The 21,015-nt window shown below is 51.1% G+C and carries 16 protein-coding genes and 1 pseudogene; 11 read left to right on the forward strand and 6 right to left on the reverse strand.

Annotated elements, in window-relative coordinates:
* Positions 1–77: 77 nt before the first annotated feature.
* A complete protein-coding gene (locus tag ACI48J_RS04230) occupies positions 78–902 on the reverse strand; it encodes a DUF6973 domain-containing protein (protein ID WP_405081849.1) in 825 nt (274 codons plus the stop codon).
* Between the two features lie 742 nt (positions 903–1,644).
* Here ACI48J_RS04230 and ACI48J_RS04235 point away from each other — a divergent pair.
* Both ACI48J_RS04235 and ACI48J_RS04240 read left to right on the forward strand, forming a co-directional pair.
* Positions 1,645–1,956, forward strand: a complete 312-nt coding sequence (locus ACI48J_RS04235) for a hypothetical protein (RefSeq protein WP_405081851.1) — start codon at positions 1,645–1,647, stop codon at positions 1,954–1,956.
* A gap of 84 nt (positions 1,957–2,040) precedes the next feature.
* A pseudogene (locus ACI48J_RS04240) lies at positions 2,041–2,298 on the forward strand (DNA methyltransferase); the annotation flags it as partial.
* A 33-nt stretch (positions 2,299–2,331) separates the two neighbouring features.
* On the opposite strand, the gene ACI48J_RS04245 reads toward ACI48J_RS04240, so the two are convergent.
* The 3 genes from ACI48J_RS04245 to ACI48J_RS04255 form a co-directional block, all read right to left on the reverse strand.
* Positions 2,332–3,777, reverse strand: a complete 1,446-nt coding sequence (locus ACI48J_RS04245; protein ID WP_405081853.1) for an IS1182 family transposase — start codon at positions 3,775–3,777, stop codon at positions 2,332–2,334.
* An 82-nt stretch (positions 3,778–3,859) separates the two neighbouring features.
* A complete protein-coding gene (locus ACI48J_RS04250) occupies positions 3,860–4,528 on the reverse strand; it encodes an exonuclease domain-containing protein (RefSeq protein ID WP_405081854.1) in 669 nt (222 codons plus the stop codon).
* A gap of 13 nt (positions 4,529–4,541) precedes the next feature.
* Positions 4,542–5,291: an MBL fold metallo-hydrolase gene (locus tag ACI48J_RS04255; RefSeq protein ID WP_405081855.1), complete on the reverse strand. Its 750-nt coding sequence runs from the start codon at positions 5,289–5,291 to the stop codon at positions 4,542–4,544.
* Between the two features lie 538 nt (positions 5,292–5,829).
* On the opposite strand from ACI48J_RS04255, the gene ACI48J_RS04260 reads away from it, so the two are divergent.
* On the forward strand, positions 5,830–7,734 hold the full coding sequence (locus tag ACI48J_RS04260; RefSeq protein ID WP_405081856.1) for an ATP-binding protein: 1,905 nt from the start codon (positions 5,830–5,832) through the stop codon (positions 7,732–7,734).
* A gap of 15 nt (positions 7,735–7,749) precedes the next feature.
* Here the strand turns inward: ACI48J_RS04260 and ACI48J_RS04265 are convergent, their stop codons facing one another.
* The gene (locus ACI48J_RS04265) at positions 7,750–7,989 is read right to left on the reverse strand and encodes an NHLP leader peptide family RiPP precursor (protein ID WP_405081858.1); all 240 of its coding nucleotides are present in this window, start codon (positions 7,987–7,989) and stop codon (positions 7,750–7,752) included.
* Between the two features lie 71 nt (positions 7,990–8,060).
* Positions 8,061–9,002: a hypothetical protein gene (locus ACI48J_RS04270; RefSeq protein WP_405081859.1), complete on the reverse strand. Its 942-nt coding sequence runs from the start codon at positions 9,000–9,002 to the stop codon at positions 8,061–8,063.
* 161 nt (positions 9,003–9,163) lie between these two features.
* Here ACI48J_RS04270 and ACI48J_RS04275 point away from each other — a divergent pair, with 161 nt between their 5' ends.
* From ACI48J_RS04275 to ACI48J_RS04310, 8 genes are all read left to right on the forward strand, one after another.
* A complete protein-coding gene (locus tag ACI48J_RS04275) occupies positions 9,164–11,167 on the forward strand; it encodes a methyl-accepting chemotaxis protein (protein ID WP_405081860.1) in 2,004 nt (667 codons plus the stop codon).
* Between the two features lie 146 nt (positions 11,168–11,313).
* Positions 11,314–13,026 (forward strand): sigma-54 interaction domain-containing protein, encoded by a 1,713-nt coding sequence (locus ACI48J_RS04280; protein WP_405081861.1) that lies wholly within the window; start codon positions 11,314–11,316, stop codon positions 13,024–13,026.
* Positions 13,027–13,233: 207 nt separating this feature from the next.
* Complete coding sequence (locus ACI48J_RS04285; RefSeq protein ID WP_405081862.1) at positions 13,234–14,148, forward strand: proline dehydrogenase family protein; 915 nt, start codon at positions 13,234–13,236, stop codon at positions 14,146–14,148.
* Between the two features lie 34 nt (positions 14,149–14,182).
* Positions 14,183–15,754, forward strand: coding sequence for an L-glutamate gamma-semialdehyde dehydrogenase (gene pruA, locus ACI48J_RS04290; RefSeq protein WP_405081864.1), 1,572 nt, complete (start codon positions 14,183–14,185; stop codon positions 15,752–15,754).
* 380 nt (positions 15,755–16,134) lie between these two features.
* Positions 16,135–18,348, forward strand: a complete 2,214-nt coding sequence (locus ACI48J_RS04295; RefSeq protein ID WP_405081865.1) for a class I SAM-dependent methyltransferase — start codon at positions 16,135–16,137, stop codon at positions 18,346–18,348.
* Positions 18,349–18,419: 71 nt separating this feature from the next.
* Positions 18,420–19,190: an NUDIX domain-containing protein gene (locus ACI48J_RS04300; protein ID WP_405081867.1), complete on the forward strand. Its 771-nt coding sequence runs from the start codon at positions 18,420–18,422 to the stop codon at positions 19,188–19,190.
* A 66-nt stretch (positions 19,191–19,256) separates the two neighbouring features.
* A complete protein-coding gene (gene pnuC / locus ACI48J_RS04305) occupies positions 19,257–19,949 on the forward strand; it encodes a nicotinamide riboside transporter PnuC (RefSeq protein WP_405081868.1) in 693 nt (230 codons plus the stop codon).
* 2 nt (positions 19,950–19,951) lie between these two features.
* Complete coding sequence (locus ACI48J_RS04310) at positions 19,952–21,010, forward strand: AAA family ATPase (RefSeq protein WP_405081869.1); 1,059 nt, start codon at positions 19,952–19,954, stop codon at positions 21,008–21,010.
* Positions 21,011–21,015 lie beyond the last annotated feature (5 nt).

Here is a 21,015-nt window from a genome sequence, read left to right on the forward strand (position 1 = left end):
TTGAATAATTTAAAAAGAGATAGTACACAGAAACTTAAGTCTGTGTAATATCCCCTTTTTTTTATTATACTCTATTCCTATGGTTGATACGAATCTGGTAAGAGAATCATCATTTCCCCAGCGTCTATCTTAGCAGTCACTCTATCGAATAATGTACTATCAGAAATGAAAACTTCATTCCAGAAAATACAATCGCGTCCTTTTGCATTATTATGATAATCCATCGTACTGTGATCTCTATTGGAGATTCCATCAGTGTATTTATTGAAATACTCTTCAGTTTGCGCCTCGTGAGCATTAGCCCAAATTTCAGCATTAGCTTTACCGATGTATTTGGACATTAACACGTTCCACATTGCGTGACGGAAAGCGTCATTTCTTGTACCATTTCCGTATAAATTACCCCACTTACTTTGTGAAGTGTAACTAAGTGCCCATGCTCTGCATTTATCAACGAGTAGAGCTTGCGCTGGACTAGCAATAGCTAATGCTTTTTCTGTAAATGTTAGATTTTTCCATTGGGCTACAATTTGATCATAGGTTAATTGTATTTGGACAGTGTCGGGTGATGGTTCCATGTGCTTAATTATTTCATCAATGCTAGCTGATGGATATTGCTTTTTAATATCTTCTATTTTTCTATACAGCTTGGCATCCTCTGGAGTAATATTCAATTCTTTATATCTTGGATCATTTAAAACTTGATCTACGGTTAAAACTTCAATGTCCGTTGTTGGTTCGTTTGGTTTAGGTTTTTGAGATTTATCATCATGCTTTGGTTTCTGAGATTGTTTGTCGATTTGGGTTTCTTCTTTAGATTTAGCGGATGCAAGGGGGGCTAATGAAAATGCAATGGAAGTAGCTAGAATTACGCTTGTGGTAACCTTCAATAATTTTAACAAAATGTGGTTCCTCCTCTAAATATTATATTTGGAATAAAAATCTATTACATCACAAGTATAATATAATTTGTATATACTGGAAATAGTAGGAAATAACTAGATTTATGAATTAATTGTTGTTTAATGTGAATTTATTCTTAACGTTGTTACCTGCTCACGCGCCTTAATATCAAAAACATTGGAAATGTCAAAGAAGAAGAAAGCGGAGAAAGAGCTGTAGAAATTGATTGAAGCGTTACTGATGCTGTGTACTTTTGGCGCGATCATCAGAAATCGCTAATCGCTAGTGGCATAGCAGCTGGCTGCGTACTGGGGCTATTTATCGGGATCTTGCTGACCACTATGAATTCCATATTGATCGATAGTAATTCCAAAATTAATTTTAAGAAGGGAGATGACATTTCGTGAAAACCCCGTGACTGCCGTCGCCCAAGAGTGTCAGATACGAGCATTGAGATCTGCTATATTAGCGGCGCTTTTCGTGATGACTTAAATATACAGAAAAAAGGTACAGTCTCTTCAGTTTCTCTTGAAAAACTGTACCTTTTTCTATATGGCGGACTTTTTCAGTGGCCACATGAAAGGCCGCTCGGTTTTTTTTTCATGAAAAAAGATCGGTAATCGGAACATGTTCTTGTCATTTATCGGATCAAGTTCTTGTCATCTGACATCTATCTATTAGTAGGCTTGTCATATAGGCTTTGCAACCTTCACATCGCTATTAGATGAAAGGGCGAAGCCAATGAAATATATTTCAGCAAGTGAGATTTTGCCAGAAGATTTGATTCATGAAATACAAAAATATATACAGGGCAAGACTTTGTATCAGCACCTAAAGGGTATAGAAAGAAATGGGGGAAAGATTCGAGGCAACGTGAGTTTCTTCAAAAACGAAACGCAGAGATTCGGCAGCTTTTTCAACAGGGTGAAAATCTGGATCGCCTTGGGTGTTCTTACTGTTTATCTCATGAAAGTATTAAAAAAATTGTTTATAATAGAGAAATATAAAAAAAGGCAGGCTCGCGTGAAACAATACGTGAGCTTTTTTATGTAATAAATTTAGAAGTATCCAGGGAAGAAGCATTATAAGGGACCGAACAAAGGGCAGCTTTCCGGCAATCCACTCGGCAAGAATCCAGGTGACGTCTGGTGCGTTCCTAATGTGAAGCACAATCATCCTGAAAAAACAGATCATGAATGCCAATTTCCGCTTGATTTGATTCGTCCTCTGATGAAGGCTTTATCTAATCCGGGAAATGTCGTCCTTGATCCATTTATGGGTTCAGGGACGGTTGCGGTAGGGGCTGTCGAGTTATCACGTTCCTATATCGGTTTCGAGTTGCTGGCCAAGAACGTGGAGATCGCGAAGCAGCGTATTGCAGCATTGCAAAAATGAATCGGCTATGAGGACCTGCTTTGTGCAGGTCCTTCAGATTGCAGACAAACTCCCTTGTTTCCATCGGAACCAAGGGAGTTTGTTCATCTTTTCAGCTAACAGGAGCAGAAATATAGTGGAGGTAGACCTGCCACCACCCAGCCTCCAGAGCCAGGTGGCTAACTTTTTGAGGTTCATGCAAGCGAAAACGAGCATCGCCTGCATCGAAACTTTACGTAATCCCCGTAAAGTCGTCCATCGCATGCCATGCTTTTCTTTCATATCCGCAAAAACGCGCTCGATCGTTTCTTTGCGCCGAGCATAAATTGCCTTGTTCTCCGTCGTATGCCGCAGGTGATCTGCTTCCTCCACATAAGCGGCCCAAATATGCCGGCTGATCCGCTTGATGTGGTCCTTACTTTCTGTGCACTGGCTCAGGAAGGGACAACGGCGGCAGACCTCCGGGTTGAAGCGGTACATCCTGTACCCGTCCCGGTTGGTGAGTTCGTACGAAAGCATCTCGTGATTCGGACAAATATACCCCTCATAGTATTCGTCATAGACGTACTCGTGTTTTTTGAAAAATCCATCCTTCGTATGCGGCCGGGTATACGGCATGACCGGACGAATCTGCTCGTCCAGCAAAAGCTTGCTGATGTAAGGCGTTTTGTATCCGGCGTCTACCGCTACCGCCCGCGGCTTCCCGGCGATGTCCTCCGCCTTTCTCAGCACGTCCTCGAACACGCGGCTGTCATGCACGTTTCCCGGTGTGACCTGCGCGACCACGACGAATCCGTTCCGGTCGCAAGCCGCATGAAACGTGTAGGCGAAGACCCGTTCTTTTTCGCCTTTGACAAACAGGCCGCTTTCCGGATCGGTGGTGCTCACCTTCACCTCCTTTTCTTTCGGTTCAGGCTTTTTTCCAAGCGGCTTCTTTCCGTGGACGATCCGGTCCTGGTTGATCTCTTTCTCCAGCAGGTCCTGGTAGTTCTTGCTTTGCTCGCGTACAAGCGTCTTCACATACCGGTTTTTGTTCGCACTGGCATTGACATGGGTCGCGTCGATGAACAGAATGTCCGGTTCCACGAAACCGAGCTGCACGGCCTTCTCCAGGATGCGCGCAAAGATTGACTCGAAGATGTCCGTGTCCCGAAACCGGCGCACATAATTCTTACCGAAGGTCGTGAAATGAGGAATGGGCTGGGTAAAGTCGTAGCCGATAAACCAGCGGTAGGCGATGTTTGTTTCGATTTCTTTGATCGTCTGGCGCATGGAGCGAATACCAAACAGATACTGGATAAGAACAAGTTTGATGAGCACAACGGGATCTACGCTAGGACGTCCCGTCTGCGAGCTGTATGTATCTTGGACGAGATCGTAAATGAAAGAGAAGTCGATCGCCTTTTCGATTTGACGAACCAGATGATTTTTGGGGACGAGTTCATCCAATGAATGAACGGAGACCTGGAAACGGCCCTCGGAATTGTTTTTGCTTAGCATGTTTTTTCACCTCTCCTCATTACTTCCACAAAAAAGCCTGTAGACCTGCTCCGAATGGAACTTTGTCTACAGGCTGAGGAACCTACGACGTAGGTTCCTTTTGTGCGAACAGGGCCAGCTTTTCGAACGGATTGTTCGTGAAGCTGTCGCCGGTTTTGTACACGACCTCCGTCGTATACAAGGGAAGATCCCCGGCCTGATTCCGCTCCAGCACGAGCCGGTCGTGCAGATGGATGAACAGCTTAGCGGTATTCATCGCATCGTCCAGCGCCCGGTGATGGGAGCCGTCGAACGGGATATTCCAGTATTCGAGGGCGGTCTTGAGGCCCATCTGCTGCTGCTTCTCCTGCTGGACGAGTCCGGCCATAAGCTTTTGCAGGTTGTTATGGTTGCAGATCCAGTCGGTTTTGACGCCGTGCATCCGGCAGTCGCTGCCCAGCTGGATCAGGTCGTCGGGGCCCCACGCGCACAAATAGTAGTCTCCGTCCCCGATCCATTCCAGCAGACGTTCCAGTACGAGCGGCCAAGGTTCCGCCGATTGCAGCTCGCTTTGCTTAATGCCGGTCAGGGCCTGGGTGGAAGCGGAAATAACCGGAGACCGGTCGGGTTTTACGAAGGACTGGAACGTGCCGGTAACGGCTGGTTTGCCGTCCGCGAATTCAACGGCCGCCGCTCCGATTTCGATAATTTCCGAAACATGGATCTTTTTGCGGGTTACGGTCATCTCCAGATCATACACAATTACTTTCAAAGAAACTCACCTCCTAGAGAGAAACCCTCATCATATCGTGTGCCAGCAACACGCCCGGTGTGCCGGTTTTTTTATATTGGGCTAAAACCTCTTCGTAAGGCTCGTCATCCGTGAGATGAATCGCAATCACTTGAGGGATCCGGTCGACCGGATAGAAGGTCAGGATACCTTCCAGGCTGGTATGGATGCTCATGTCGCCCCGGGCCTGTGTCGCTTCGTGGATCAGAACATCTATCCTTGGCTGGCTGCGTATCCATTCGCTCGGCGCCGTGTCCGCCGAATAGACGAGCACCTTGTCCCCGCATGCGACCCGGATGCCCGATGTGGAGCCGGAATGCAGGCTCGTGAAGACGGAGACCGTCATATCACCCTGCACGAACAAGGTTCCGGGCTCTGTGCAGTCGAACGGCTGCACCTTGATCTCGAAGCCGATGGGCCACTCGTCGGTCCGGTACGCGCGGAGAATATCGCCGAGCTGGTCCTGATGATCCTGCGGGCAGCAGATGATAAGCGGCTCTTTTCTTTTGCCGAGCCACATGCCCCAGAGCAAAGAAGGGAGACCGAAAATATGGTCGATGTGGAAATGAGTAAGAATGACCCCTCGGATGGTTTGCAGCGGGATTTCAGCCTGCTTCAGCTTGCCGAGCGGATTGCCGCCCACGTCTATCATCCAATTGCCTTCTTCATGCTGAAGAAGCAGGTAAGTGTTGTCCCTTTCCCTGCTTCCCGAAGCGCTGGCACTTCCTAATATAAGAACGTCCACGGTGTTTTCCTCCGATCTGTTTGTCCCAAGTACTTATAAATGTATCGGCAATCGGCGGAATGTGCAAGAAAATCCTTGGAGGGGCGCCGTTTTCGGCCGTTCGGCCCTCATAACGGCTTTTACGAAAGATAAATTGCGGCTTTCTGCCGTCAGGTGTTTTGACGCTCCCAACAAAATGGTAAGCTTAGAACAAACGGAACCGCTAAGACGGAGGCTGCGTATGACCCATTATAACAAACTCGTTCGGGATAATCGGGATAAAATACCGGCAATCATCCGGGAAAACGGAAGAACTGGAGGCTTTGCGCAGGCGGAGAGCGGACAAGCGCGGAGGGTTCCGGGACAGGATTTATCTGCTGAAAACGGAAGAAACGGAGAAATAGAAGTCCGTACAGCGATGTTTGTCGAATAAAATCGTGCTTTGTCATTTATTTTTCCGAATAGGCAGGAAATATGAGTGTATTTGGCGAATTTTGTCATCTTAAGTACTCCGGCATAAGACTATCCTTTTCTATTTTTCTTCAGAGGTGCATACATAATGACTAAATCAAGAGCAACGGCGTTCCTGGCATTCGTGTTTGCCGGGATCGTACTGCTTACCCTGTTGTTCGTGCCGGCCACGGCGCGGGGGCAATCTCCCTTGGATACGATTAAAATTACCGAATGGGCATACAAATGGGACAGTCAGGGGACTGGCTATGACGGGACACGGACTCCGGCCGGAACAGACGGATGGACGCCCGCCAACGAGAAGGGGGACATGCCGGTCAAGCCCGAGGGCGTTACCGCACTCTGGGTGAAAATCGAACTGCCTCGGCTGGAGTGGGACGAGCCGGGCATGCTGATCGGCAAATTGTACGGTCACCGCATCGAAGTATTTACGGATGAACGCAGAATCTACAAAGCGGGACACGCGTACGTGTACGACAAGAACCGGCTGCTGATTCCGCTCAGTGCCAAAGAATCCGGCAAAACGGTTTATATTCATATCGAGACGGACAGCGACAGGATCGGACTCCAGAAAAACGTGAAAATCGGAGATTATCAGGCGCTGCTTCCCGGCTATGTCAAAGCGAATCTGACCGATGTTTTGCTGGGCTGCGCCTTCGTGTTCATTGCCCTCCTGATGCTGATCTGCACGGTATTTCTGAACCGGGGGCAGCTTGCCAAATGGCTCTCGCTCAGTCTGGTCATTCTGGCCATCGGGATGCTTATGATCGGGTCTTCCCAGTTTACGTATACGTTTTTTGAAGACCAGGGCAAGTGGGTCGAAAGTTTGTTTGACCTGGCGCTGCTTGTGTTTTTGCCGACGTTGACTCTGTATTTCGAACAAATATTAGGTCACGGGACCTGGTCGATGTTGACGAGGTACCGCTGGTTCCAGATCGGATTCTCGGTTCTCTGCGTTTTGTTCCAGCTGGTGAATCACCTGGCCTCCTACCGGTACGACAAAGCCTATTATTTTGTCACCGTTATGCTGCTGGGGCTTACGATGCTGATCCAATTCGTGCTGCTCATCGGAATGGCTATCACGCATGCGGTCAAGGGCAGCAAGGACGGGATAACCCTAACGACGGGAATCGGTCTTTTCGCGGCATCCGGAATCGTCGACCTGCTCGTATTCTATGTCAAAAACGAACAGTACGAATTTATTTACTGGAAGTTTGGAATCGTATGCTTCGTGACCTCGCTGATCATAATTCTCGGCAGGGGATTTGCCCGCGATCACGAGAAAATCGTGAGGTATTCCAAGGAACTGGTGATGTACAACAATGAGCTGCAGCGGGCGGAAAAAATGGAGATCATAAGCGACCTCGCCGCCTCCGTGGCTCATGAGGTGCGCAACCCTCTGCAGGTGACGAGAGGTTTCCTTCAATTGGCCGCGGAGAAGCTGGGCCAGAAGGAAAAAGGGTACATGAACATGGCGATCGAGGAACTCGACCGGGCTTCCAACATCATTACGGATTTCCTTACGTTCGCGAAGCCGCAATTGGAACATATCACGTCACTGAACATCTGCCAGGAATTGAAGCAAATCGAAGGCATTCTGGTTCCGCTGGCTAATCTTCAAGGCGGTGAAATTACGCTGGAGGTGCCGGAGGATCTGTACATCGAGGGCAATTCTTCGAAATTCAAACAGGCGTTTATTAACATCATTAAGAATAGTATCGAGGCATTGGACGGGCAGGGGCAGATCCAGATCCGGGCGTACAAAGAGAAGAATGAAGTGTGGATTCATATCCGGGATAACGGGGAGGGAATGGAAACAAAAGAGCTCTCCAAACTTGGAGAGCCGTACTTTTCAACGAAAACCAAGGGGACTGGCCTGGGTCTTATGGTCACCTTCCGGATCATCGAGGTCATGCATGGCCGTCTGGAATTTAAGAGCGAGAAAGGTGTCGGCACTGAAGCGATCGTCCGGTTTCCTTCAATACCCGGCTAGCCGTTTTGTAGGGGATTACCAGACGCTGTTCGCGTCGGATTTGGCGCTTAGTACTTCAGCCGGATTCGGAGGAATCACGAGAAAGTACTGGCCCGGAGCTTCATCCAGAACTTTGACATCCGCCGATTCCGGCAGCTCGATATCAAAGGCTTCTTTTAAGGCACCTCTAGGGTCGTTCATCAACGCTTTCTTGAATTCCGGGTCCGCCCAAGCTTTCTCAATGATTTGATTTTTCAAGATCTCTTCTGCTGACACAAGGCTCATCCTTTCAAAGTAAAGGGATCATATTCCGCCCTGAGTATAGCATGGGCATAGGTCTAATGTCATTAAGATTTGTTTCTTTTTGACAGTAAGTAGGCAAATCCTCCTAGTTCCAAAAGTCCCCTTTCTTTGTCAATCCGAGAAGCTTCCGCCAAGAGGTCATCCAACAGGGATTGATGAAAGGCGTCCATATGCGGGGCATGGAACAAGCCGATCCGGGCGCCGGCGGAGGCCGATGCGGCCTCGGCATAATCGCGCAGGCAGCCGTGAATGAACACGGCTTGTTTGACGTTGTCTTCCGTAAGCGGCTCCCCCGGCTTCAGGCCTATTCGCGCCCGGATCAGAGAGAGGAGGCAATTGTAGCTGCCCGTCTCCAGGTCTTCCCGCCAGTCGGCCCAGTCATCGGCCATTTGCAGGGCCAGCAGCGTATGATCCGTCTGCCGCGAGAACGGCCCGATCAGCTCCTCCTGACCGCATAACAGCAGGACGCCCGTACTTGCCAGCTTGACGGGAGCGGCTTTATACGCGATGCGGACCGGGTCTTTGCGGAAATAATCCGCTTCGTTCTCCTTGGCGACGCATTCCGCCCACTGCCGCAGGTAGGTGTCCGCGTATGCCCAAAAAGGGGAGTCCTCAGGAAAACACTCCCGGTAGAGGTGGGAATATTCCGCTTGAAACAGATTCGAGAGGGGCAGCATCAGCCGGCGCTCGTCCGCTCCCGTATCCGTGTCCATGAAATCGTCCTGGACGAAAAAATGAAGCATGACGAACACATTGGCTAACGAAAGCGTTCGGTACGTATCGGAAGGGAGCTTGGTCTGTTCCCTCAGCCAGAACGGCAGCAGATAGCAGATGTAGTTTTTCGTGCTGTCTTTTTTCAGGGGATGAAATTTGTCCAGATAGGCCAGACCGGCCGTATGCAGCGGAGCCGGAAATGCGCCGACCCGGCGTACCGCCTCATTGAAAACGAGCTCCAGCTCGTCTTTGTAATCCGTGAACCATCTCATACGGGCCACCTGCCTCTTCTTCGTTCTTTTTCAAGTATAGGTCACAGGTACTAGACCGGCAAGATACGCCGTTTTCTCATTTGTGCAAAAAATGAACTCAACTCTTCTCCCTCTTCCTCCGATAAATAAAAAGCTGACATACATAACAGGAGGAGAAGCAGATGAATCAGGTGTGGAGGAAACTGAAGCCGAAAAATTCCCTGAAAACAAAGCTGATCGCCGCTTTTCTGCTGCTTTCGCTTGTGCCGCTGGTCGTGACATCCGTCGTTCTTCTGAATATGGCGAAAACCAATACGGAGAACGAGATTGCCTACAACATGAAAAACCTGGCGAAGTCCAATGCCGATAGCGTAGATTACTGGGTGCGCCAGAGAATATCGCTCGTCGAAGAGCTGATAAAGAAGCACCCCGAGATGGCTAAAGGGGAAAAGACCCAAATTTTGAGTGTGATCAAGACGGTAGGAGAAATCGACAAAGAATTCGAATACTACGCATACGTGGAGAAAGACGGTACCAGTACAAATACCGCGGGCCTCGTATCGAACGTCGGGGAACGCGATTATTTCAAGAAAATGGCCGAAACGAAAAAACCGGTCGTCAGCGACTTGCTGATCAATTCCAAAACGGGAAAACCGGTGATCGTCATCGCCGTGCCGATTGTGCAGGGGGACCAGTTCCTAGGCGCCATTCATGCGGTCATTAATCCCGACATTCTTCAAAGGCTCGTAGAAGGAGTCAAGGTGGGCGAGAACGGTTTCGGTTACCTGCTGTCCGGTGACGGGACATATTTGACTCATCAGAATAAAGAGCAGATCGGGAAGAAGATCGATGAGGTTATGCAGCCGGACGCTTTGAAAAAATTCAAAGAGCAGGTGCTGGTCGGGGATGAAGGCAAGGTTGTGTACACATCCACGGAAAAAATAAACCGGACGGCTTCCTATCACATCGTGCCGACGACCGGCTGGAAGATGGTTGTGCTTACCAATGACACGGAGGTTCTGAAGACGCTCCAGCAGTTCGGCCGGACAACCTCGCTCATCATTCTGGCCGTGTGCATCCTGGTTTTGCTCATTTCCTGGCAGATCGGCAGGGTGGCCGTTGCGCCTATGCTGTATCTTTCGGAAGTGCTGAAGAAGGTTGCGGGAGGAGACCTGACTCCCCGTTTGAAGGTAACTTCGAAAGACGAGATCGGGGATATCGCCCAAAATACGAACAAGATGCTCGAGTCGATGAGCGCGATCATCGGGGACGTGAGCCTCATGGCGGAGCAGGTTGCCGCTTCCTCGGAAGAGCTTACGGCTTCGTCGGCCGAATCGGTCGAAGCGTCTAAGCACGTGGGCCAGTCGATCGAGGAAATCGTCCGCGGCTCGGAAACGCAGGTGCAGAGCGCCGAGCAGAGCTCGAAGGCGATGGAGGAGATGGCCGGAGGCATCCAGCGGATCGCGGAGTCTTCGTCGACGGTGGCCGATACGACCAACCGGACGGCCGCCGAGGCGAAGCAGGGGAACAACGCCATCCAGATGGCGGTCCGGCAGATGGATTCTATCCGCGATTCCGTAACCGTCACTTCCGGAGAGCTTAAAACGCTCGGCGAGCATTCGCGGCAAATCGGCGACATTGTCGACGCCATCACGCAAATTGCGAGCCAGACCCAGATGCTCTCGCTCAACGCCTCCATTGAGGCGGCCAGAGCGGGTGAGCATGGGCGCGGTTTTGCCGTCGTAGCGGGCGAGGTGAAGAAGCTCGCGGAGCAATCCGCGAAATCGGCCGCGCATATTACGGAGCTGATCGCGCACATCCGCACGTCCACGGATAATGCCATCACGACGATGGACCGGGGCGTTTCGGAAGTCGGCAAGGGAGCGGAAATCATCCATATTGCCGGGATTGTTTTCCAAGATATCTACACAGCCGTTCAGAACGTATCGGATCAGATCCGCGAGGTTTCCGCGGCAACGGAACAAATGTCTGCCGGCTCCCAGGAAGTGAGCGCTTCGATGATGGAAATGCTGCAAATCTCCCAGGGCTCGTCGGACAGCGCCCAGATGATTTCCGCGGCATCCGAGCAGCAGCTTGCTTCTATGGAGGAAGTTTCCTCCGCGAGCGAATCTTTGAGCCGGATGGCCCAAAATTTGCAGGAGAGCCTCTCCAAATTTAAAATCTGATCTCATACAGAATGAGACCTGCTTCTTCCTCCGGGGGGAGCGGGTCTTTTCCTTTTGGAGAGAGCCAAATTAACCGGACCCGATGGATTTGGTTACATAACTGTGTTAATTTTAAATAGAGATTATTGACGAGAGGATATACATTCATGTTCGGTCTTGAACACCTTCAGTTGGACACCTCTTTCCTTGCTTTGGAGGGAGAATGCCCGGTATCACAAGCCAAGGCTCTGCTGGAACAGGTCCGTTTTGTGATCGTGGAGACGGTCCCTGCTGCGGCTTATATCATTTCCTATCAGGAAGCGAAATTTCTGGATGCTTTTCATCCGGATATGACTATAGATGAATGGGTCCGCCGTACAGGCTGGCCCTGCTCGGCCGCTTGTCCGAAGTCCAGGCTGGGCGAGCTTCAGACCGACTGGCAGAAGCCTGTTCTGGTTCTCGGCGAGGATTCGGGAAAGCTGGGCATCGTTACGGCCGAAGCTATGATGAACTGTCTGCAGCAGGAGAAAAGGCAGTTGGTGTCTTATCTGGACACCCTCGTGGAAACCGTCAACGACGCGGTAACGGCCGTAGACCGGGAAGGCCGCGTTATTTACTGGAACCGGACGGCGGAGCAAGTGTACGGAATCGGAAAACAGGACATTATCGGACGGACGATCGGCGAGCATTTTGAGAAAGAATCGATTATGCTTCATCAAATATTGGACGAAGGCCGGACCATCCGCCAAGTCTATCACCAACCCGCCCCGGACACCCACGTCCTGATCAGCGCTTCTCCAATCGTGGAGAACAATCAGATTATCGGCGGGATTGCCACGGAACAGGATATCACGCGGATCGTGCGTCTAAACGAAGAGCTGTATTCGGCCATTCCGCTGCGGATTGAGCAGGACAAGCCTTTTTCGTCCATTATCGGAATGGGACACGATATTAAACGCTCCCTGGAAGTCGCCCGCAAATTCGCCCGTTTCAGCACCCCCGTGCTGCTTGTCGGGGAACCGGGCTCGGGCAAGGAGATGCTTGCCCAGGCCATTCACTACAGCAGCGAGCGCAAAGACGCCGCTTTCGTTTCTCTACACTGCGGGGCCATTCCGGGCGGCCTGCTCGAAACGGAGCTTTTCGGCTACCAGGGGGGCGCTTTTACAAGCGGCGAAGACCAGGGCAAGGAAGGGAAGCTGGAGTTTGCCGACGGCGGCACTCTATTTCTGGAGGAAGTGGGCGAGATGCCCTTGGATATCCAGCTCAAGCTTTCCCAGTATTTAAGGGACAAGTCGTTCCATCGTGCAGGCGGAGAAGAAAGTATCCGTACGGATGCGAGGATTATCGCCACGACTCATACTTCGCTGCAGCCGCTTATGGAGCAGGGGCTTTTTCTGGAGGATTTGTTTTATCAGCTCAACGTAATGAGCATCGAAATCCCGCCCCTGCGCGAGCGGAGAGAAGATATTCCCGAGCTGGTGCAGGCTTTTATCCGGGAATTTACGGAACATTATCACAAGCCCGTTCCCAAGGTTGATCCTGACGTGCTGAACGTACTTATGAATCATGACTGGCCCGGCAATATCCGGGAGCTGCGGAATGTCATGGAGCGAGCCGTCATTCTTTGTGAAGGAGATACGATTACGGGTGTTCACCTGCCTCCGGGCCTTTCCTCCAAAATGCAGCATGCCGGTTTTTTCGCGGACAGAGAGGATACGGGAGCGGCGAAGCCTCATTCGGCTATTCAACAAGAAGACCATCTGATCGAAGAAGCTTTGCGGAGGGCGTACGGCAACAAAAGCGCGGCCGCCAAGCTGCTCGGCATTTCTCGCGGGACCCTCTATAAGAAAATGAGGGAGTACGATATCCACACGGAGTAGCGCCAGATTCCGCGTAACAAGGACAGCACGTACAATTTATGCGCACCTTTGGACAAGAAATTGTTCAGAGGTGTTTTTTTATTGGCTGAAAATAGAAGAAAGTGTATACAAGTGATGAACATTATTGTATTATTGGACATATATTAAACATATGTGTTCATTTATGTGAACACAATATTCAATAATTTGGAATATGGAGGCATCTTTATGGAAGCCATCATGAGAAATATGTTCCAAGCGCTGGGTAAAAGCCATTCGGCGAACAAAATGGCCAAAAAGTTCGGTCTCCGGTTTGGAGCCGCCCGTTTTGTGGCGGGGGAATCCATTCAGCAGGCAATTGAAGCTGTCCGCGGGCTGAACAGCGACGGCCGTCTCGCTACGCTGGATCATTTGGGCGAATTTGTGTTCAGCGAGGAAGAGGCCAACGAATCGGCCGAGATGTGTATCAAGACTTTGGAAGCGATTGCAGCAGCCGGTGTCAACTCGAACCTTTCGCTTAAAATGACTTCGTTGGGTCTGGATATCAGCAAGGATCTGTGCCTGCAGAACATGCGCCGGATTCTGGACTGCGCCAAGAAGCACGGGAACTTCGTCCGCATCGATATGGAGGATTACGCGCACTGCCAGATCACGCTCGATATTCTGCACGAGCTGCGCGACGAATACGATAATGTCGGCACCGTTATTCAGGCATACCTGTACCGCTCGGAGCAGGATATCCGCGATTTGAACGGCATTCACGCGAATCTGCGTCTAGTCAAAGGCGCCTACAAGGAATCGCCGAAGGTTGCTTTTCCCGAAAAGAAAGACGTGGATGACAATTATAAAAAAATCATTAAACAGCACTTATTAAACGGCAATTATGCCGCAATCGCCAGTCACGACGAAGCGGTCATTAACGAGATGAAAGCTTTTATCCGCGATATGAAAATTTCGGGGGATCAATTCGAGTTCCAGATGCTTTACGGAATCCGCGAGGATCTTCAAAAGCAGCTGGTCGCGGAAGGATACCGGGTGCGCGCTTACGTACCTTACGGAATCGACTGGTTCGGGTATTTTATGAGGCGGCTTGCCGAGCGCCCGGCCAACGTCTGGTTTGTTTTGAAGAACTTTTTTAAATAAACATAACATTTTTATTTAGGGAGAGGTGGCCATTATGACTACGAACCAAACGACAATTGCCCCGTTCAAAAACGAGCCGTTTACGGATTTCACGCAAGAGGATCACAAGAAAGCGATGCAGGAGGCTCTGGCCAAAGTTAAGCGGGAGCTGGGCAAGGAGTATCCCCTTCATATCGGGGCGGATAAAGTAACGACCGAGGACAAAATTGTCTCGATCAATCCCGGTAACATCGACCAAGTAATCGGCCGCGTCAGCAAGGCCACACAAGAGCTCGCAGAGCGCGCCATGCAGACGGCTTTGTCTACCTTCGAGACATGGAAAAAGGTGCCTGCGCGCGAACGCGCCGAGTATTTGCTGAAAGCGGCGGAGCTGATGAGACAGCGCAAGCATGAATTTTCGGCCTGGATGATCCTGGAGTCCGGGAAGAACTGGGCGGAAGCCGATGCGGATACGGCGGAAGCGATCGACTTCATGGAATTTTACGCAAGGGAAGCGATCCGTCTAAGCGAGACGAATACGCATCAGCCGCTTACGAAGCTCGACGGCGAAGATAACCGCCTGACTTACATCCCGCTGGGAGTAGGCGTGGTGATTCCGCCGTGGAACTTCCCGCTGGCGATTTGCGCCGGTATGGCTACTGCGGCAGTCGTTTCGGGCAACACGGTGCTTGTGAAGCCGGCGTCCACTACGCCCGTCATCGCTCACAAGTTCGTGGCTCTTATGGAAGAAGTCGGTTTGCCGGCCGGCGTAATCAATTACATTCCGGGCAGCGGCGCCGAAGTCGGCGATTACTTGACGACGCATCCGAAAACCCGTTTCGTCAGCTTCACCGGTTCCAAAGAAGTCGGCCTCCGCATTAACCGTCTGGCTGCCGAAACGGCGGAAGGCCAGATCTGGATTAAGCGTGTTATCGCCGAAATGGGCGGCAAAGACGGTATCGTCGTCGATGAAACCGCAGATCTCGATGCGGCAGCGGCAGCAATTACCGCTTCGGCATTCGGCTTCCAGGGACAGAAATGCTCGGCCGGTTCCCGCGCCGTTGTTGTGGAATCCGTCTACGACGAGATTGTGGAGAAGGTTGCGGAGCTGACCCAAAAGTTGGAGATCGGCCTCCAGGATGAAAACTACGCCGCAGGTCCCGTGATCGACGAGAACTCGTACAATAAAATCCTTGAATATATTGAAATCGGCAAAAAAGAAGGCCGTCTCGTTACAGGTGGCGGCAAAGCCGAAGGAAACGGCTACTACATTCAGCCGACTGTATTTGCCGATGTGGACGGCAAGGCACGCGTCATGCAGGAAGAAATTTTCGGTCCCGTCCTGGCCATCGCGAAAGCGAAAGACTGGAAAGAAGCGATCGCCATGTACAACGATACCGAATTCGGCTTGACCGGCGCTTTCTTCTCCAAAGACGAAAGCCGCATCGAAACGGCTCTTGAAGACATGCACTGCGGCAATCTTTACATTAACCGCAAATGTACGGGCGCGTTAGTCGGCGTTCATCCTTTCGGAGGCTTTAACATGTCCGGTACGGATTCCAAAGCGGGCGGCTACGATTATCTGCTTCTGTTCACGCAGGCTAAGCTGACTTCCAGAAAACTGTAAGGCTGTCACGAAAAGCTTACGCGCAAAGGAAAGCCTACGTGCTGCTGACGGCAAACGCGCCGCTTGCAGCTCAGCCGCCAACCGCGTAGTGCCAACCGTGGCGCTGCGCACTGGCGCACTCAACCATTTGCGGACTATGGAACACGGGAAAACCGGATATGATGAACGATGAATTTGCAAACGGTTATTTGCAGCTGTACCGCGAAGAACGCAGGACTCTTTAGGAAAGGCTGCTTTAACGATAAAGGGCGGAAAGGGACGGAAGTTCCTTTCCGTCTTTTTGTTATTTATCAGGTGAATTAAATCTTTCCCCTTTGGGTTAAACATCATATGATTGCTATAACGACTATCTTGTTTTCACAGGAAGAGAGGATCTATTCATGCTTACTTCACTAAAAGCGATCGAAGCATACCGCCGAGGCGCAGAACCTCCGGTTCCTGCTTATACCTGGCTCCGTTTTCTCGTTTCGGCGGAAGAGCGGATCGTCAATCTGGAAAGAATCCGTTCCATTCATGAGTTGGCGGATGCGAACCCCGTGCTGGATTATGTGGAAAGAACGCTGAGCATTCTGGACGGGTTGAAGCTTTCTTTCTGGGTGAAAGAAATTTTGGAAACCGTGCTTGTCTGGTCCGAGACGGCCAAAGGCGGAACGGTCCGCCAGCGGATGCAGTGGCAGGCCGACGGGATTAATTTGTTCGTTCATAATATAGGGTCCGCGCAGCTTTTTGACCGTTTTAACGAAATGGGCGAGACGGGGACGGACAAGCTTCTCGTGATCCGTACCTTGATCGAAACGCACGGCTTGATCGGCCAGTACATACGGGGCGAAGTCCCCTTTGAAGGAAATGAACCTTTGACGGAGATCGTCAAGCGGGGGCTTCTGACTTCCGGAGAGCTCCAAAGCCTGCTGCTTCCTTTGAATCACTGCGTCATCGGAGCTGTTTCGCCCGAACTGTGGAACACGGTGCGAAGCGAAGTGGAGGAGCTGGCGGCGAATATCTCCAGCGGAGAGCACCCCGGGGCATGGTCGGTCCGCGAGCGGCTGCGTAAACTGAGAAGCGGCTCCATCCGCCAGGGGGAGAACTTCGAAGCCGAATACGAGAAAGTAGCGGCGAGGCTGGAGGCGATTGAACGCGCCCGAGTGGACGAAGCGGGACAAACCGCACGGACCGAGCAAGCCGAGCACAATGGTCAAGTCTCATACCCCGGACACGCCCTTGAAAGAGCGCTCCAACCTCTGGAGGGAAAAACGCTATGGTATGTGGAATCCGCGCTTCAGGAATTCAGCTTGGAGGAAGTCGTAAAGGTGTTTATGCTCGCATTGCAAACGGGAGCAAACACCGTCTCGGCTGCGACTATGACGGATGAACCCGTCCATCATATCAGCTTTGAGCGGTTGATGAATGCCATGTATTACGATTACAAGGGCGTGAAGAAAATCAATGTGTACAAAAAACGCATCATCGAAAAGTTTCTTCGCGAGCTTGCCTTTGAACATATAGGAACCAGCCGGGCGTCTGTAAATCCCCACTTGGCTTACAAAGTGGAGCGCAGCCCATCGGCTGCGGACACCGTATTCTTCACCTTCGAATTTTCCGCTGCCGCCGAAAAACTCATTGAGTTTTGTATGGAAGCGGAAAAATCGCCTCTTTATGAGAAGGCGGTATTGCTCCTGTTCGACCTTTTCGAACTGAGGCGTGACGCCTACGACCGGTTTCATAACGAGGAAGAGTATTTGGAAACGATGAACCGGACCGCCGACTACAAGAGCGTGATGCTGGAGTTCATTACGGGGGAAAAGGTGCTTGATATCGGGCCTGGCGGCGGAGTTATGCTGGATCTGATCGAGGAAAGGCTGCCGGATAAGCAGCCGGTCGGAATCGACATCTCCACCAATGTCATTGAAGCGTTAAACCGCAAGAAACAGCTTGAAGGACACCGTTGGGAGGTTCTGAAAGGTGACGCGCTCAACTTGAAAGATTACGTGCATCCCGGCACTGTCGGAACCGTCATTTTCTCATCCATTCTGCATGAACTGTACTCTTACATCGAATGGAATGGTTCAAGGTTCAACCGAGACACGGTGGCAGCCGCTCTGCGCAGTGCTTTCGATGTACTGGCCGTAGGAGGGAGAATCATTATCCGTGACGGCATTATGACGGAACCCGCAGAGATGAAACGGCGCATTCGTTTTCTGGCCCAAGAGGACAAAGAGTGGCTGATGCGGTATACGGGTGATTTTGCCGGCAGGCAGATACAGGTCGAGTATGCGGAAAACGGCGATGTAGTGATGCCGGTGAACGATGCCATGGAGTTTCTCTACACGTACACGTGGGGAGAAGAAGCTTACGTTCACGAAGTGCAGGAACAATTCGGTTATTTTACGCCCTCTGACTATGCCGATTTCATCGGAAAGGTGTTGGGGCCGGAAGCTGTTATTGTGGAGTTCCGTCACTTCCTGCAAGAAGGTTATACAGACGCGCTTGCGGGCAAAGTCGTTTTCATGGACGAGAATGGTGCTCCCGTTCCGCTTCCGGACAGCACTTGTTTGATTGTTATAGAAAAAAGAGGAGAAACACATCTTGACAATTAGTTTCAATATGTCATAATGATAATATCAAATTGATGATATATATTTTTCTCTAAGAAACGGCAGGTGCAAGCATGAATCCGAATTTGGAGGACGAGAATTACTCGGTGGGCAAATACAGAACCCCGGACGGCGCTCCCGCGGATATCGTGATTTTTACGATCACTTCCACCGAGCGCGGCACGGCCAAAAAATCTTTGCCCCACCGGGAGCTGCAGGTTTTGCTCATCCAGCGCAAAGGCTGGCCGTTCGCCGGTCAATGGGCACTTCCCGGAGGCTTCTGCAAGGAGACGGAGACCGTTTACGATTGCGCAAAGCGCGAGCTAAGAGAAGAAACCGGAGTCCAGGAGGTACACATTGAATACTTCAATGTGTACAGCACGCCTGGCCGAGATCCGCGGGGGTGGATCATCTCGCATGCTTTCTTCGCGCTGGTGCATGAACAGTATTTGGCGGGGCGTCAGGCAGCGGATGACGCAGCCGATGTTAAGCTTTTCTCCGTAGAAGAGGCGCTCGGGATGGAATTGGCTTTCGATCACAAGCAGATTCTTAAAGACGCTCTGGATCAAGTCCGCAGGCAGATGCTGACGACGATTATCGCCAAGGAATTTCTTCCCGAAGAATTCACGATCAGCGAGCTCTATCAAGTTATCCGGACGCTGGTCCCTGAATTTGAGGAGAAAAATTTTATCCGCAAAATCACCTCTACTCAAAGCCGCAAAGGAATTATAGAGGAAGCGAGGGATACCCGGGGCGAGCGCAAATTTTCCAACCGCTATTCACAGCGTGCGGCTCAGCTTTACCGGTTTACCGGAGATGTGCCTCAGCTGTCATTGTACAGCTAGGCTTTTCTTTTAAGTTTTGATATTGTCGTTATAATATTATTAAATTAATTGTTTGGAGGGAATGAAATGAAAAAAACGGGACTCATGCTTGTACTGCTTGCCGCGACGCTGACGGTTGCCTGGTTGACTTCTTCGTCGGCTTTGGAAATCGCAGCTACAACGACAGGACTGCTTTGCGTCTGGCTGACGGCCAGAGAAAACATAGGGTCGTGGCCGATTTCGTTGGTTAATGTGGCCTGTTTCTTCTATATGTTCTGGGAGGTAAAGCTCTACGCGGATATGGCGCTTCAAGTTTTCTTTTTCCTGTTGAGCATCTATGGCTGGATCGTCTGGCTCACAAAAAGGGGTGGAGCGGACGTGCGTCCGACGAGGAAAATAGCGCCGTGGCTGATCCTTCCTCTGGCTCTGTTCCTGATTGGCGCGACGGCGGGCTGGGGATATGTTCTGCACAAGTATACCGACGCCTCCATCCCTTATGCGGATGCGTTTATTGCTACGCTTAGCATCATTGCCCAACTGCTCTTATCGGCTAAGGTTCTGGAAAATTGGACGGTCTGGATTGCGGTGGATGTGCTGTCGATCGGTATGTACGCCTACAAGGGGCTGGACGCGATTGCGTTCTTGTATCTGATCTACCTGTTCATCGCGATAGCCGGACTGATTACGTGGAAAAGAAACTATACCGCCGCGGGTAAGGAAGGACCTCGTCTTACACCGGAGCCTGCGGGAAATCCTCGCAGTACGGAAAGAGGTGCATGAAAATGAATACGGAAAAGAGGACCATACACGGCACCAGACTGAAAAAAGGACCTGTAACCACCGGCCTTACTCTTGGCAAATTCGCACCGCTTCATAAGGGGCACCAATTGATGATTGAGGCGGCAATAGAGGAAAACGACGACGTGATCGTGCTCATCTATGACAGCCCGGATGTCACGGATGTTCCGCTCCCGGTACGGGCCCAATGGATACGGACGCTGTATCCCGGCGTTGAAGTGATTGAAGCCTGGGACGGACCGGCAGAGAGCGGGTATACGCCCGAGATTCAGAGGATGCACGAGGAGCACATTCTCGCCATGCTCGGCAGCAGAAAGATTACGCGGTTCTATTCCAGCGAAAAATACGGAGACCATGTAAGTGCCGCGCTGGGTGCGCATAACAGGCAGGTAGATCCCGGCCGTCTGGCGGTACCTGTCTCCGGCACACGGGTTCGTCACGATCCGTACGGTCAGCGCCGTTATGTAGATCCTGTCGTCTATCGGGATTTGATCACGAAGGTTGTGTTTCTGGGGGCTCCGTCGACCGGGAAAACAACGCTCGCCAGTTACTTGGCGAATCTTCACGGAACGGACTGGATGCCCGAATACGGGAGGGAATATTGGGCGGAGCACCAGATCGGACGCCGTTTGTCAAAAGAGCAGCTCCTGGAAATCGCGGAGGGTCACCTGCGGAGGGAGGAGAAGCTGACGGAGGAAGCCAATAAGTATGTATTCGTCGATACCGACGCCCGCACAACGCTGCTGTTCTCGATGTATTATCACGGCGGGGCGCTGCCGAAGCTTCATGAATTGGCGGATGCCGCCGCTGCACGATACGATTTGGTATTCGTATGCGACACCGATATTCCTTACGATGACACGTGGGACCGGTCGGGCGATGCCCGGCGTAATCTGTTCCAGAAACAGATTCTGGCGGATTTGAACATACGCCGTATCCCTTATTTCGTGCTCAGCGGCACGCTAGAGCAGCGAGCTGCCCGGGTTAATGCCGTATTGGCCAAACACCGGAAATACCGCAGCCTCGCCGAAGGGCTGGTATAGTCCGC

The organism is Paenibacillus chitinolyticus (assembly GCF_045038035.1).
Taxonomy (GTDB): Bacteria; Bacillota; Bacilli; order Paenibacillales; family NBRC-103111; genus Paenibacillus_F; species Paenibacillus_F chitinolyticus_A.

Bases quoted from the DNA above. Each gene is read 5' to 3' on its own strand.
- ACI48J_RS04300 (WP_405081867.1), top strand. From the start codon at position 18,420: ATGAATCCGAATTTGGAGGACGAGAATTACTCGGTGGGCAAATACAGA.
- ACI48J_RS04310 (WP_405081869.1), top strand. From the start codon at position 19,952: ATGAATACGGAAAAGAGGACCATACACGGCACCAGACTGAAAAAAGGA.
- ACI48J_RS04270 (WP_405081859.1), bottom strand. From the start codon at position 9,002: ATGAGATGGTTCACGGATTACAAAGACGAGCTGGAGCTCGTTTTCAAT.
- ACI48J_RS04245 (WP_405081853.1), bottom strand. From the start codon at position 3,777: ATGCTAAGCAAAAACAATTCCGAGGGCCGTTTCCAGGTCTCCGTTCAT.
- pnuC (WP_405081868.1), top strand. From the start codon at position 19,257: ATGAAAAAAACGGGACTCATGCTTGTACTGCTTGCCGCGACGCTGACG.
- ACI48J_RS04295 (WP_405081865.1), top strand. From the start codon at position 16,135: ATGCTTACTTCACTAAAAGCGATCGAAGCATACCGCCGAGGCGCAGAA.
- pruA (WP_405081864.1), top strand. From the start codon at position 14,183: ATGACTACGAACCAAACGACAATTGCCCCGTTCAAAAACGAGCCGTTT.
- ACI48J_RS04275 (WP_405081860.1), top strand. From the start codon at position 9,164: ATGAATCAGGTGTGGAGGAAACTGAAGCCGAAAAATTCCCTGAAAACA.
- ACI48J_RS04285 (WP_405081862.1), top strand. From the start codon at position 13,234: ATGGAAGCCATCATGAGAAATATGTTCCAAGCGCTGGGTAAAAGCCAT.
- ACI48J_RS04235 (WP_405081851.1), top strand. From the start codon at position 1,645: ATGAAATATATTTCAGCAAGTGAGATTTTGCCAGAAGATTTGATTCAT.
- ACI48J_RS04260 (WP_405081856.1), top strand. From the start codon at position 5,830: ATGACTAAATCAAGAGCAACGGCGTTCCTGGCATTCGTGTTTGCCGGG.
- ACI48J_RS04280 (WP_405081861.1), top strand. From the start codon at position 11,314: ATGTTCGGTCTTGAACACCTTCAGTTGGACACCTCTTTCCTTGCTTTG.